The sequence below is a fragment of the Parageobacillus caldoxylosilyticus genome, assembly GCF_019272935.1.
Taxonomy (GTDB): domain Bacteria; phylum Bacillota; class Bacilli; order Bacillales; family Anoxybacillaceae; genus Saccharococcus; species Saccharococcus caldoxylosilyticus.
Window position 1 is genome coordinate 3,180,891 of sequence record NZ_CP040553.1, and the last position, 13,001, is coordinate 3,193,891.

Annotated in this window: 10 protein-coding genes and 1 pseudogene; 8 read left to right on the plus strand and 3 right to left on the minus strand. The window is 44.1% G+C overall.

Features of this window, described 5'->3' with window-relative positions; genetic code table 11:
- Positions 1–424 precede the first annotated feature (424 nt).
- A complete protein-coding gene (locus BV455_RS20485; protein ID WP_017436036.1) occupies positions 425–892 on the minus strand; it encodes a CBO0543 family protein in 468 nt (155 codons plus the stop codon).
- Between the two features lie 135 nt (positions 893–1,027).
- Positions 1,028–1,447, minus strand: coding sequence for a hypothetical protein (locus tag BV455_RS16430; protein WP_081161708.1), 420 nt, complete (start codon positions 1,445–1,447; stop codon positions 1,028–1,030).
- Between the two features lie 545 nt (positions 1,448–1,992).
- Here BV455_RS16430 and BV455_RS16435 point away from each other — a divergent pair.
- The gene (locus BV455_RS16435; protein ID WP_017436034.1) at positions 1,993–2,319 is read left to right on the plus strand and encodes a nucleoside triphosphate pyrophosphohydrolase; all 327 of its coding nucleotides are present in this window, start codon (positions 1,993–1,995) and stop codon (positions 2,317–2,319) included.
- Positions 2,312–4,555: a DEAD/DEAH box helicase family protein gene (locus BV455_RS16440; RefSeq protein WP_409993883.1), complete on the plus strand. Its 2,244-nt coding sequence runs from the start codon at positions 2,312–2,314 to the stop codon at positions 4,553–4,555. The genes BV455_RS16435 and BV455_RS16440 overlap by 8 nt, the downstream gene beginning before the upstream one ends.
- Before the next feature lie 448 nt (positions 4,556–5,003).
- Here BV455_RS16440 and BV455_RS16445 read toward each other — a convergent pair whose 3' ends face one another.
- Positions 5,004–5,477 (minus strand): zinc-binding metallopeptidase family protein, encoded by a 474-nt coding sequence (locus BV455_RS16445; protein WP_245005288.1) that lies wholly within the window; start codon positions 5,475–5,477, stop codon positions 5,004–5,006.
- 208 nt (positions 5,478–5,685) lie between these two features.
- Between BV455_RS16445 and BV455_RS16450 the strand changes: the two genes are divergently transcribed.
- The 6 genes and pseudogenes from BV455_RS16450 to BV455_RS16470 all read left to right on the plus strand — a co-directional run bounded on the left by BV455_RS16450 (position 5,686) and on the right by BV455_RS16470 (position 13,001).
- Positions 5,686–7,254, plus strand: coding sequence for a plasmid pRiA4b ORF-3 family protein (locus BV455_RS16450; RefSeq protein WP_218687421.1), 1,569 nt, complete (start codon positions 5,686–5,688; stop codon positions 7,252–7,254).
- Positions 7,255–7,352: 98 nt separating this feature from the next.
- A pseudogene (locus tag BV455_RS20490) lies at positions 7,353–7,529 on the plus strand (nucleotidyltransferase domain-containing protein); the annotation flags it as partial.
- Between the two features lie 99 nt (positions 7,530–7,628).
- A complete protein-coding gene (locus tag BV455_RS16455) occupies positions 7,629–8,483 on the plus strand; it encodes a Cof-type HAD-IIB family hydrolase (protein WP_218688060.1) in 855 nt (284 codons plus the stop codon).
- Between the two features lie 555 nt (positions 8,484–9,038).
- Positions 9,039–10,388 carry a hypothetical protein gene (locus BV455_RS16460; RefSeq protein WP_245005289.1) on the plus strand — a complete coding sequence of 450 codons (1,350 nt, stop codon included), beginning with the start codon at positions 9,039–9,041 and terminating at the stop codon, positions 10,386–10,388.
- A 337-nt stretch (positions 10,389–10,725) separates the two neighbouring features.
- A complete protein-coding gene (locus BV455_RS16465; protein WP_061579826.1) occupies positions 10,726–11,565 on the plus strand; it encodes a citryl-CoA lyase in 840 nt (279 codons plus the stop codon).
- An 8-nt stretch (positions 11,566–11,573) separates the two neighbouring features.
- Complete coding sequence (locus BV455_RS16470; RefSeq protein ID WP_061579827.1) at positions 11,574–13,001, plus strand: aldehyde dehydrogenase family protein; 1,428 nt, start codon at positions 11,574–11,576, stop codon at positions 12,999–13,001.

A 13,001-nucleotide genomic window follows, 5' to 3' on the forward strand; every position in this document is an offset into this window, starting at 1 on the left:
GCAGAAAATTAGACTTATTTTTTAAAATGAAGCTTTACATATTGCAACGCATGTTGCAGTTTCTGAAGAACAGATAGCATCCTGCCATCGCGAAAAAGTATAAGCTGCGCCCCGGCGTTGGGTTGTCGGCGAATCAATTAGATTAAAATTGTTCTCTAACTTGCCATCCATCCTGTTTGCACAGGAAACGAAACCATCGTGCATAGCGGGGCATCACCGTGGTTCGGTTTAAGCCGTTTCAACAAAAACAAAATTCTAAACGGCAACGCGAATCCTTAGAAACAAAAGGATTTCTTTCTGGCAATGAATAGGTGGACGCACCATCTTCGTTAGAAAGGAGTCCTTAATGTGTTGGTTGGCGTTAGGTAGAAATCGGTTTACTCTTAGGGATGAAGCTTCCATTGACCGAAAAGTGGTCATGACACTAGCTTGCTGACTGTTCCCTTTTGTTGATTAGCTTCATCAGCATACGAACGAAAAACGATAGAAGAAAAATTGTTATAAACGAATACATCCCCGTCCATCCATGGTACTCAATTAAATCCGTATACTTTTCACAAAGAACCTCAAGGGTCGTTAAAGCAGCGGTATATAATGCGCATTGTACAATAATGCCTAGAACGCTGGAATGATAAGAGGTTTGATAAAAATAAACACACATGATAGGATATAGAAAGTATTCAAAAAGAATGCTCGTGTTGAAATATTGGCCTAAAAACCTTACAGGGTATTCAATTAAGTGTGCTCCTGCAACAATAACGCCAAAAAAGCTGGAAAAATAGGCTTTCAATAAGTACACTAAAACCGTGTCTTTGATTAACGGTTTTCGTAAACTAAAAAGCAATAAGACCATGCCAATAATCAGCAATGCCCACAAAAGGATTCTGTCCATGGATCCATCGTCTCCTATGATTGATTTGCTTATCGTTTAGTATGTCCGGGAGAAAATGAAATATTAAAAATGCTTCTTTAAAGTACTGATTTGGTTGTTCCACTAGCTGGCAGCACAAATAGACAAAAGATGCGCTTATTGATCTCTAAATACAATGATGCCGCAAATCATCGGAATGATCATGAACATGGCGACCATTAGAGTAGGTATCGGCAGCCGGTTTGCGAATATTGCGCCAATCTCTCCTAGAAAACCTCCTATCAGAAAAGGAATGGCAGTTTTTGCCTTGTCCGCATTCGGTTTTGCGTGATACCATGCGTCCCATACGCAATAAGCGTAAAATCCAGGATAAAATAGCAAATACCCAAAATCAGTTGTCTCAACCGCTTGTTGATGTAATCCGTTAAAATCAAGATGAATGGCTTGGTTGATTCGCCCGAATATATTGTGAAAGTGTTCCACAATGATAAAGAAGGCCCCTTTCATGAATTGGCCATTATATATTTGCCCAAATCCAGGCATCAGTATGGAAAATAAAGCAGCAATGTTTCTCATCGTATCCCCTTTCGTTTCTGTCAGCGGAAATAATCATCGTTTGTTACTTATATTTCCTTATGAGCATGTTCAGTATGTATATCATATTTCGGTTTGGATACGAATTTTTTCTTTCATGAATACCGCGTTGTCCGAAGTGCTTAACCAAGCTCGCAGATGAACCATAGAAGCCATTTATGGACGATTCATCCCGGTTTTTCGGCAGAATTATTTAGTTGCATTGACGAATGCAGCTGGTTAAGATAATGGGTCCTAACGTTTGGGTGTTGGGGTTGGAAAGGAGAACTTAAATAGGGGCATTTCTTAGGTTGGCGGTGATGTTATCCAATCTCCCAGACCATGTGGGATTATCTTGTTTGAGAGTTGGATAGAGAGGAAGTTGCCAACTAATAACATTGGTCGTAAAGACAAACCCTTTAAAGCGATTATCGTTTCTGAAAGACGATGATTCATTTTTCGATAGAGAGCAGAAAAGTGCACATTTCAAACAAGGGAATAATCCTGTAAAATATGTAAAGAGAAAACAAAAAATAGGAGAGGATATAATGCCGGTATACAACAAACTTGTCCGTGATAAAATTCCGCAAATTATTGAACAAGCGGGAAAAACATTTGCAACGAGAATATTGGGAGATGACGAATATCGCAAAGAGCTGCGAAAAAAAGCATTTGAAGAATTAGAAGAATATATGAATGCGAGTGATGACGAAACTGCGCTAGAAGAATTGGCGGATGTGTTGGAAATTATTCATTCCCTTGCTGAATGCCATGGGGGAACGTTTGAACGTGTCGAGCAAATTCGAGCAGAAAAAGCGGAAAAGCGAGGAGGGTTTAAAGAAAAAATTTTTTTAGTCGAGGTACACGATGAGTAAGGTCGAATTCATTCAACGCAATCTTATCGAAAAGATACAGGAATATATTGAAACATCGTCGACCATATACATACTGACCTCGTTCGTGATGAAATCGGGTGTCCGCCTGTTGAAGGAAACATTGAAAAAAGCGGCGGAACGAGGGGCGGATATCAAAATTTGCGCTGGCGATTATCTCTTTGTCACCCAGCCGGAAGCGCTTCGTGAGCTGATCTCTATTCATCCGGACATCGAAGTCCGTTTATGGCGAAGCAGGGGAGTATCTTTTCATCCAAAAGCATATTTATTTGAAAACACAAAGAGCGGCTATTTTATTGTCGGTTCTTCCAACTTGTCGAAATCGGCGCTGACAGAAGGAATCGAGTGGAACATCGGGCTGGACAAAAGCGTTGATGAAAACGTATTTGCAGAAGCGATGGAAGAGTTTTTAAAGCTGTTTTATGCCGATGAAACTGTACAAGTGAACGAAGAGACGCTAAAAGACTATGAAAACCAGTATCATGACTATCACCAGCGGCATCCAAATCTTGCGCGAACATGGGCGGAAGCGGAAGAAGTTGAATTAATGCTTCCGCTAGAGAAAATGGAGGCGGATGCAAAAGAATTTGATCATAGCATCATTCATGATCCGGCAACGGTGACCTATGAAACGATTCAACCGCGCTTTGCCCAAGTGGAAGCGCTCGAACGGCTGGAAGCGACTTATGAAGAAGGCTACGACCGGGCGATGGTCGTCATGGCGACAGGGCTTGGGAAAACGTATTTGGCCGCGTTTTTTGCCCGTCGCTTTCCAAAAGTGTTGTTTATTGCGCACCGTGAAGAAATTCTTCGTCAGGCAAAACGCTCATTTAAGCGGGTTATCTCGAATAAAACGTTTGGCATTTATGATAGAAATGAAAAAGAAAAGGATGCCGACATTATTTTTGCTTCCATTTTTACGTTAAGCATGAAAAAACATTTAAAAGCCTTTTCCAAAGACGCGTTCGATTTAATTATCATCGATGAATTCCATCACGCTGCGGCGCGTTCTTACCAGCGGGTGCTTGACTATTTCGAGCCAAAATTTCTGCTTGGCATTACCGCAACTCCAGATCGAAATGACAACAAAGACGTATATGCGATTTGTGGCGGAAATGTCGCCTACAAAATTGATTTTATTGAAGCGGTTCAGCGTGGATGGCTTGCCCCATTCCATTACTATGGGGTATATGACGATACGGATTATTCCAAGATCAAATGGCTCGGCAACCGCTATGATGAGGCAGAGCTGCTTCAAGCGCAGCTAAGGGAAGACATGGCGGACAAGATTTTAAAGGCATGGGAGAAATATAAGAAAACAAGAACGCTTGTATTTTGTTCATCAATCAAGCAAGCCGACTTTTTATCGAACTATTTTCGAAAACGAAATTATCGAACGGTCAGTCTTCACTCTAAGCAGACAGACATTCCTCGTGACAGGGCAATTGCAATGCTGGAAAAAGGAGAATTAGACGCTATTTTCACGGTGGACTTATTTAATGAAGGCGTCGATATTCCATCGGTGGATACATTGCTGTTTGTCCGGCCGACGGAGTCGCTTACTGTGTTTACCCAGCAAGTGGGCCGTGGACTTCGGCTGTATGAAGGAAAGGATTATTGCGTCATTATCGATTTAATTGGGAATTACCGAAATGCTGATGTGAAACTGAAACTGTTTGATACAGAGCGCAATGCGGAGAAAAATGGAAAAAGAGAAAAGGTGATACCGACCGTTCCCGACAATTGCTCGCTTCATTTAGATATACAGGCTGTTAACTTATTAGAAGAAATGAGAAAAAAGCGCCAGCCGCGTCGAGAAAAGCTGCTGTGGGACTATAAGCAGCTGAAACAGGAATTAGGTTATCGTCCTACGTATTTGCAGCTTCATTTGCGTGGAAGAAGCGATGCGGCAGAATACAAGTCCGAATTTAAATCATATGTGGGCTTTTTATACTGGGCGGACGAATTATCGGAGAAAGAGAAAGAAGTTTTCTTAAAGTACGAATCGTGGCTAGTCGAAGCTGAACGAACACCCATGGCTAAGAGCTATAAAATGGTGCGTATTGCACGCAATGTTAAACCGCGGGTCCTCGCGTTGGCACCTGCCGATTACGCCAAAAGAAGCAGCGCCGTTTTTCCATCAATATTTAATGGAAAAAGAATATCGCAAACGAATCGACTTTTCAGACAAGAAAACAAAACAGCTATGGATTTATGATGAAGAAAAAGTAAGCAAACTGATTGCTGAAATGCCAATGACGAAATGGAGCGGAAGTTCGAACGGTCTCCTTTCTTTTGAAAACGGCGTCTTTTCTCTTAACTTTTCCATTGCAAAAGAAGATGAAGAAATTCTGTATCAATGGACAAAAGAGATTTGCGAGTATCGGTTGCATGTCTATTTTGAAAGGAAAGAAAACAAAAAATAGAATAGTTTTGCACATTATCTTTCTAGTTTAAGAGGTAACCTTCTTTTTCTACAAGCATGACAAGAGCAAAACAATACTTATAACCTTTCCTATTTAGGCGAATCGGAGTTCACGAAATATTTTAAGACGATTCGCCAAGAGCGCCAAACAAGCGAATAAGCAGCGACAGAAACATGGATAAATCAAAAATACATAAAAGTAGAGTGGTTGTTTTGTTCCACTCTACTTTAAATTTTTCTTCTAACCCTTACACATTGCGACGAGTTCTTCTATGATCATGTTGTTTTCAAATACCGTTTCAAGCAGAAGCACCGTTTCCAGCGTTACTTTATAGTCGAGTGTTTCGAATTCGGTATGTTCGTGTTGGTAGCCGACGGATAAGTTAACAGCTGAAATGCCGAATTCAGCGAAGACTTTGGCATCGCTGAGTCCGCCGTGGGTCATTTTCCAGTCGGGCATGCCGGCGAGTGCTCCGGCTGTTTCAAAAATGCGGCCGTAATTGTCGTCGCAAAACGGCACAATGCCAGCGCAAGAAGTGACGATGTCGCGCGTTCCGCGGCGGTTCACGGCAATCGCGGCGTCGACGTCCTGCAAAAATGTTGGGTCGATATGGCGCGAGCCGAGGCAGCCGATTTCTTCCTCGACGGTGAAGGCGATTTTAAGCGTTCCTTGGAAGCGGGAATGGCGAATGAAATCAAGTATTTCTAAGATCACCCGATTCCCGCGCGGTCGTCGGCGCCTAAGATGCCGCGCGAGCGATATGTTTCCTTGGGAATAGGGAGTGCGGAAAGAATATCTGTTTATGTTAATCGTTTCTTTTGCCGTCGTATTTGTTCTATTTTGTCCTCTCCTTAACAATTATCATCAATAAATGGTAGAATGAAAAGTAGGAAAATTTCGTGACGATATGGAGGAAAATAGTATGATCTATCAACTAAAAGCGCAGTTAAAAGATATTCGCCCGCCGGTGTGGCGGCGGTTATTGGTGCCAAGCGAGATGACGTTCGCCGAGCTTCATCACGTGCTGCAAAAAGCGTTTGATTGGGAAGACCGGCATTTGCATACGTTTTACATCACGAAAACGCGCGGAACGGCGAAGCAGCGCATCGAAATCGGCAATGATGGCGGCGCTGGATGGAGCGACGCGGACTATGAGGAGCATAAGGAGCGGATTTTCGATTGGCTCGTCGAGGAGGGAGATCGCTGCTTGTATATTTATGACTTCGGCGATTACTGGAAGCATGAGATCGTGCTTGAAAAAATAATAGAACCGCAGCCGGATGCCGTCTATCCCGTTTGCCTCAAGGCGGTGCGGGTTGCGCCGGAAGAAGACAGCATGGGCGAGGGATGGAATCCAGAGGCAATCGAGACAAAGGAATTGACAGCGATGGTCAATGCAAAACTGGATTCGCTGCCTAAAAAAGTTGGCAAGGAAATCAAAAAGAAAGCGCGAAAAGAGACTGGGAAGAAAGGGAAGGCGGCACAAGGAAACGTATGGCAGGCGCTGCTGGAAAAAGCGGTGGCGTTTAACCGGTTAGCGCCGTGGCAATGGATGGATGATGATGAAATTTTCCTTGTCATCGATCCGGAAACGAACGAGCGTTTATATTGTTCTGTCATTGGCGCGCTTGGCCAAGAGCATGGCATGGTCGTATATATCGGGGAGCAAGGATACAAAAGCCTGCAGCATTTATTAAAACATCCATATCCCGAACAAGATCCTGTGTATACACAGCGGGCGGTGCTTATTTCCTTTGCCGACCGAAATGAATTAAGCAAAGAGGACTATGAGCTCCTCCGCTCCCAAGGCATGACGTTCCGCGGGAAAAAGCAGTGGCCACAGTTTCGCAGTTTTATTCCGGGATATTATCCGTGGACGATTTCCGAGGAAGAAGCGAAATTGGTGACGGCAGCGCTTGATCAGGCATTGGATGTCGCGCGGCGTGTCGGGGAAGGAGAACTTTCCCTTCCAGTGTTTCTCCAGGATGATAAGATATTTGCCCGCATCGGCGAAAAAAGGGAAGGAACCGTCGTTTGGCGCGATGGCCTTGTTCCGCTTGCCGGGCTGGAAGCCGGGGAAAAAGCGCCGGCGTATGAACTGCTTGTCGATCCGAAGCTGATGAAAATGGTCAAAAATATTGGGCAAGTATACTACGGCAGCATCGAGTTTGACGCGGGGTATATCAATCGTCCGGTTCAAAAGAAGCGCGGGGAGCGTCCGTATTTTCCGATATTTGTACTGGCGGTGGACGCAAATAGTGGGCTCATTATCCATAACGATTTGCTTCCGGTTGAGAATGTGGTGATGCGCGTGCAAAAAAGCTTTTTGGATATGCTGCTGCGGCTTGGGAAAATGCCGCGGGAAATCCGCATGAAAAAAGAAACGAAGCAAATGCTTGCTCCGGTGCTGCGCAAACTGCCGATCCGGACGATGGAAGTGCTGCGGACTCCTGCGTCCGAACATGTACGCAGGACTTTTGAAATGTTTTAGATTAAAACCCAAATTAGAGTACAAGCTGCTTGAGAATATAAATAAAGAAGCGATTGATCGCGATGTATGGAATTCATGAAGATGTATACCAAAAATGAATGGACTATTTTCAACATGAACGTGGCATTCGGAAAGTGATTTTATTCGATTCAAGGGCCAAGAATGCGGAGCGCTATAATTCGAATATTGATTTGTCAATTGATTATGAAGGAGAACAGAAAAGAAAATTTGTCCAAGATATCGATGACATTGTCGGAATTTATTCCTATGATGTGCTGTTTGCCGATTCAATAAATGCAGAAATAAAACGGCAAATTGACTGCGATGGAGTAGTGAATTTACAAACGCACATAAAGAGAAAGAGGGATGCAATAGTGTTAATTGCATTAGATATGGATGGGACGCTGCTCAATTCGCAAGGGCGGGTGAGTGAAAGAAATAAAGAGGCTATTGCAAAAGCGCAAAGGCAAGGCCATATTGTGGCGATTGTGACGGGCAGGGCGTATAAAGATGCGCGCGCGCCGCTTCAGGATGCGGGGCTTGTTTGCCCGATTATGAGTTTAAACGGCGCGGTGATGACATTAGAAGATGGGACGGTGCTTGGCGATGTGCCGCTTGACAAGGAAAAGTTGATTCCGGCGCTCGAATGGGTGCGCGCGCAGCCTGAGTTATATTGCGAAATTTATACGGGCGATGCGGTCTATGTCGGGCTCCATAACCGAGCCCACCTCGAGGCGGCGGCCGAGCGGGCAAGCGATATCGCTCCCGAATTAAAGCGCATCGTCGAAAAGCAGTTCCAGCAGGCGCGCGTGACATATGTCGATGATATTCGCACCATCTGGGAGGAGAGGCAAATCGTATTTTATAAAGTGCTCATTTTTTCTCTCGATCAAGAACGTTTGCAAGAAGCGGCCGCCCAGTTTGCCGGCATTTCCGGCATTACCGTCACCTCGTCGCACCCAAACAACATCGAAATTAACCATGAACAGGCGACGAAAGGACAGGCGCTCATGAAACTGGCCGCCCATTACGGCATCGATCTGAAAGATACGGTTGTTTTCGGTGATAGCCATAACGATTTATCGATGTTCGCTGTCGCCGGCTACCGTGTGGCGATGGGAAACGCCGCTCCCGAATTAAAAGAAGTCAGCGACATGGTAACCGCCTCACATGAGGAAGACGGCGTGGCGGTCGTATTGGAAAAGCTGATTGACAAGCGAAAACAGTGACGGGTGGGCATCATGCTCTTTCCCCCGTCCTATTGCCGATGCATGGTCCAAAAACGGCCGAAAAATGGGGGATGCACTGGCGATTTTGCTTTCGTCAGCTAAAGCGGGATGTTATATATCAAGTTATATATCAAGGATATTTGGATGTTTGACGTTTTTTGGTCAAATCGTATAGTTTACATAACAACAATTTATTTTTTGCGTGGGCTGAGGGTGGTGGGCAAAAATGTCCTTTGCCGCCCTAGAAAATCAATGGCAAAATGAAAATGCTCTTTTTACTCTTTTTTAAGGATGGCCTCATTCAGAGGATTAGCACATCCCACGATCCAGATTTTTATCTAGATGTTTTCTGTTTGGTTAAGAAAATCACGGTTTTCCAACGCGGCAAACGGAATTTTTTGCAGTAATGCATGTTAACAGCCAGCTCTCTATAAACAGAGGGCTGGCTGTGTTTTCATATTGTATAGATTCATCGTAAAATATAGGCTGGAAGGATTTTCAGACTGCCTCATTTGTTGTACTATTATGAACAAAGACAAAAAGAGGGGGATTTTGTTGCGAGTTTTGCTTTATACGTCTGTTGTTCTGCTCTATGTCGTGTCGCAGTTTGTGTCTGGAAGTGTCATTCGTTACAGTACCGGGATTCTGGCGATGGCTGCGCTTATTGTTTCCGCTTTTTATGCGCGAGGAGTGTACGCCATTTCAGGGGCTGTATTTTTCGTGATGGGAACGATATTATTTTTGTATCATGATTATCCTTGGCATACATTTATCCTGCATTTTGAGCCGGTGCTGGGCCTGCTTTCCCTTTTTTTTGTGCTTCCGTTTATGAATTCTCTCATTCGCGTCGGGCGCTATGATCAAAGTCTTAGTTCATGGTTGCAGCATAAAATTGCAGATATGAGCACATTATATCGCCGCAGTTTTAGCGTTTGCCACTTGTTAGGGTTGTTTCTTAATATTGCGACAGTGCCGTTGCTGGTCAAATCGCTTCGCGTCGCGTTGCGGGAGTTTCCGCAGCAAATGGCTAACAAGTTTTATACACAAAATTTGTTGCGGGCATATGCGTTATGTTTGACGTGGAATCCAATGGAAGTAATGATTAGTACAACGATTGACATCACCCACGTCCGCTATTATATGATTCTGCCAATTTTACTTTCTATGGCGGTCGTCATGACGATCGTTGATTGGCTTCTTTCATTCTATAAATATCGCGATCTCCCATTGACACTGGGGATTCAACGTACGGAACGCCCAGACCAAGTGCACCGGAAAGTCATTCAGCTTTTGGCAATGTTAGCAGTATTTATTTTCGTGATTTCATCAGCGCAGCATATACTTCATAAAAGCTTTTTATTTTGCGTCGTAATTTCGCTTGTTCCCGTTTCGTTGTTATGGGCAATGTTTATGAGAAAAACAAAACGGTATATTGTTATCGCAACCGAGCATTGGAAGGAGCGGACGAAAGGGCTTGCCAATTATTTTTTTATGTTTTTGAGCGCTGGGCTCTTTGTAGAAATGTTGGCCCATTCCCAATTGCGGGACGTGTTGGCAACCGCGTTTCAAAAAGGAACAGAGCAAACTATATGGTTGTACGTCATGATTGGGGGATATTTCCTCGTTACATCTTTTTGCGGGTTTCACCCTTTAGTGGGACTGACGTTGCTCGCTTCGTTGCTGCGGCCGATATTGCCGATGATCCCGGCAGTTCCTTTGGCGGTTGTATTAATATGCTGCAGCTTAGCGACGGTGATGTATAGTCCATACAATATATCTGTATCGATTTTGGCAGAAGAATTACAAGCCAATCCATACCGTATTGGCATATGGAACATAGCGTTTGCGATTGGTTATATGACAGTCAGTATTTTCGTAGCGATTTTTATTGAAAGGATATTTTGATATTGACAACGTTTACAGAACGACATATAATGAAGACAAATCGATGGAATTTTCCGACTAGTTATATCATTTTTTAGATCGATCTAACTAGTTTGATAGCAAAACTTTTTCGGCTCTGGATCGAAAGGAGGGAAAGGAGGGAGAAAATGCTTCGAGTAGTGTTGAAAATATATTAGATCGATCTAATCGCAAAACGCTCATTAGATCGATCTAACAAACTAGTGGATGGATAATAAAACAACTAGGATACTCTCTCTTCCCATTTAATTTATTAGATCGATCTAAAACTTTTGCATGATCAGTGAACCAGAGTGGATCGATAAGGAGAGAATACAAGATGAAACAAAGAAGCGCGTTAGATATGTACGCTAATGGAACGGCGTGGTGGGAAACATCCATTAGCAATATTAAAAAAAATGAAATTATTATTCGAGGATACCCGATTGAAGAATTAATCGGAAATATATCTTACACGCAAATGCTCTACCTTTTGCTATGCGGGAAGATATTAAGCGAGAAAAAGGCGAAATTATTGGAAAGTGTTCTTGTAGCTGGAGCGGATCATGGCCCGCGCGCTCCATCGATTGCCGCGGCACGCATGGCGGCGACTTGTGGAATTTCATTTAATTCGTGTGTCGCAACAGGAATTAATGTGCTTGGCGATGTTCATGGCGGAGCGGTGGAAAAAGCGATGCATTTGTTTTATGAAACAGGTTCTCTCCTTGATGCACATCCTGAGAAGGAACTTTCCTCTATTGTGGAAGAAAAGTTTGTCTTGTTTCAACGTGAAGGGAAAAAGCTGCCGGGATTTGGCCATCAGTTGCATGATGATGATCCTCGCGTCAGAAGGCTTTATGCGCTGGCTCAACGTTTCATAGAGGAAGGAGAAATTAAAGGGCGGTATTTGGCCATTGCCGAAGCATATCGGACGCAGCTAGAACGAGCAAAAGGAAAGAAAATTACGATGAATATTGATGGTGTTGCCGCCGCGATCCAATGTGAACTGTCCATTCCTGCGGAGGCGGCGAAAGGAATTTTTGCTCTTTCGCGGGGAATGGGAATTGTCGCCCACGCGTTCGAAGAATTGCAAAACGGAGTATTGATCAAAGGTCCATGTCCAAACCGCGATGATTTAGTCCGTTATTCAGGACCGGCAAAACGCCATCTTGAAAAGTAGGTGATACCGTGAGAAAAGCACAGCCATATATTGCTGGAAAATGGATTGATTCCAATCGTCAGATTGTACCTGTGAAAAACCCGTATTCTGGGGAAGTAATTGGAGAGCAGTGGCTTGCCACAGCGGAAGATGTTGAAAACGCTTTAGCATCCGCCTATGAAGCGAAAAGAGAGATTGTTAGTATTCCAGCGTACGAGCGCGCCAAAATTTTAAAAAAGGCGGCGATGCTGCTGGAAAATAAGAAAGAAACGTTTGCCAAATTTATCTCATCTGAGCTTGGCAAACCGTTGAAAAATACGTTAGATGAAGTATCACGATCGATTGAAACATTAGAACAATCCGCGGAAGAAGCAAAACGATTGATCGGCGAAACGATACCGGGAAATGCTTCTCAACGGGGGACGAAAGCGCTTGCGATGACGTTTCGCGTTCCTGTCGGAGTGGTTGCTGCCATTACTCCATTTAATGCACCGTTAAACCTTATTTGTCATAAAATTGGACCGGCGTTTGCTGCGGGCAATAGCATCATTTTGAAACCTGCTCCGCAGACTCCATTAATCGCGGCGGAATTGTTGAAATTATTGCTAGAAGCGGGATTTCCGGAGCGTGGCATTAATATGGTGCTTGGCGGAGTGGAAGTGGGGCAGCAAATCGTCAAAGATGATCGCGTCAACGTAATTTCATTTACCGGCGGCGTCGTCGCCAGCCGAAATATATGTGAGCTTGCCGGCATGAAAAAAGTGCTTCTTGAGTTGGGAGGAAATGCAGCAACGATTGTTCATGAAGATGCGGATTTACACCGCGCCGCGGTTCTTTGTGCGAAAACAGGGTACAGCAATTCTGGACAAAGCTGTATTTCGGTTCAACGCATTTACGTTCACGAAGCTGTTGTCGAACCGTTTACTAGGCTGTTAAAAGAGGAAGTAGGAAAGCTGAAAATCGGCGATCCATTATTGCCGGATACAGACGTCGGTTGTTTAGTGGATGAAAAAGCGGCGGAGCGCGTCATAAATTGGATTCAAGAAGCTGTTGCATCAGGAGCTACTCTTATATGCGGAGGAAGGCAGAGGGGAGCGACTGTAGAACCGACCATTCTTCTCAATCCTCCGAAACGAAGCAAAGTTGTTTGTGAAGAAGTATTTGGACCAGTTGTCAGCATCATCCCATATCGTACGATTGAGGAAGCCATTTCTGAGGCGAACGATTCATCTTTTGGTTTACAGGCCGGATTGTTTACGAATCGCATGGATATCGCGTACCAAGCAGCTCATTCGTTAGAAGTGGGCGGAGTTGTCATTAACGGCACATCGAATTTCCGCCTTGACCATTGGCCTTACGGCGGAGTGAAAAACAGCGGAATTGGCCGCGAGGGTCCTCGTTATGCGATCGAGGAAATGACAGAATTAAAGATGATTGTCTTTCAGATCCCGGAATAG

Excerpts from the sequence above, each read along its gene's own strand:
- BV455_RS20485 (WP_017436036.1), bottom strand. The coding sequence starts at position 892 with ATGGACAGAATCCTTTTGTGGGCATTGCTGATTATTGGCATGGTCTTA.
- BV455_RS16430 (WP_081161708.1), bottom strand. The coding sequence starts at position 1,447 with ATGAGAAACATTGCTGCTTTATTTTCCATACTGATGCCTGGATTTGGG.
- BV455_RS16435 (WP_017436034.1), top strand. The coding sequence starts at position 1,993 with ATGCCGGTATACAACAAACTTGTCCGTGATAAAATTCCGCAAATTATT.
- BV455_RS16440 (WP_409993883.1), top strand. The coding sequence starts at position 2,312 with ATGAGTAAGGTCGAATTCATTCAACGCAATCTTATCGAAAAGATACAG.
- BV455_RS16450 (WP_218687421.1), top strand. The coding sequence starts at position 5,686 with ATGATCTATCAACTAAAAGCGCAGTTAAAAGATATTCGCCCGCCGGTG.
- BV455_RS16465 (WP_061579826.1), top strand. The coding sequence starts at position 10,726 with ATGAAACAAAGAAGCGCGTTAGATATGTACGCTAATGGAACGGCGTGG.